The 1105-nt window shown below is 38.1% G+C and carries 2 protein-coding genes; both read left to right on the top strand.

Translation table 11 applies throughout. The features are described from left to right. The coding region (locus SLH46_RS21605) for a T9SS type A sorting domain-containing protein (RefSeq protein WP_320283305.1) at window positions 1-834 on the top strand (834 nt) is incomplete at its 5' end. 26 nt (window positions 835-860) lie between these two features. Then, a partial coding sequence (locus SLH46_RS21600) for a hypothetical protein (protein ID WP_320283304.1) occupies window positions 861-1105 on the top strand: 245 nt, incomplete at its 3' end.

Below are 1105 nucleotides of genomic sequence, written 5' to 3'. Positions count from 1 at the left end.
AGTAATGATTTGGCTGATGGATTAATTAAATCCGGTGAGAATATTCTGGTGACAGGTTTGTTTAATGGTTCTCTTTTATTTGATAAAGAAATCCTCGAAACCAAGAATAGCGGTAGCGATGTTTTTATTGCGGCTTTCGATAGCAACTGCAATCCCAAAGATATTTTCATTCTGACTGGCGAAAGTAGCGAGTTTCCGTGTTCAGCTTTTGCTTCAAAGACTGGAGTATATGTTACCGGTGAATTTAGAACTGAAATAAAAATCAGGAACGAAGAATTGGTGTCGGCTGGGAAGGAAGACATCTTTTTAGCAAGGGTAGAAAACTGCAATGCCAAGAACCCTTTGCATATAGAAGCAATATTGATGGACGAAGACGATATTAATGCCGGTTGGGAATTAGATGCCGGGGCCGATTTTGTTGAATATTCATGGGAGGACAATAGTTCAAACTCTCGATATTTTACAACAAACACACCTGGAAAATATTCGCTTACGGTAACTGATTTTTTTGGATGTAAGTATTCAGGGGAAATTGAACTTACACCCGAAAAAAGTGCAAGCACAATTGAAGACCTGGGTGCAAATGACTTTAAACTTTACCCAACAATAACATCTGATTTTGTGAACTGGCAGCCTGCTTCTGAATGGTTAAATAGCAATGCAGTAGTTAAGGTGTTCGATAGTTCTGGGAGGATGGTTAAAAACTCAGAAGTAAAACTAATTAGTGCACAATCTTATACCATAAATCTATCATCACAAACCGAGGGTATCTATATGGTTGAAATTTCGGGAGACAATTTTCACCAAGTTGGTAAAGTCGTGGTGAAAAAATAGAACCAAAGCATTAAAATTTGAATAAAATGAAAAAAATATATAATACTATACTGTTTTTTGTTATTGCCGTATTATCGGTTTTCGGACAAGGAACACCATCAAATCTTCCGGCTGATATTAGTACTACCAGTCAGTCGGTATCCCCCACATCTTCGCAAAACTATGTGGTTAATTACACGTATCTCGAACCCAAAACATCTCACTCTACATCGTACAACACTGGCGAAACAGCGCCTGTAGTGCAATATTATGATGGGTTTGGCCGTCCGAT

It is taken from the genome of Draconibacterium sp. IB214405 (assembly GCF_033963885.1).
In the GTDB taxonomy this organism is placed as follows: Bacteria; Bacteroidota; Bacteroidia; order Bacteroidales; family Prolixibacteraceae; genus Draconibacterium.
Note: the sequence above shows the minus strand (reverse complement) of the source record. Positions and strands in the feature narration are given on the sequence as shown.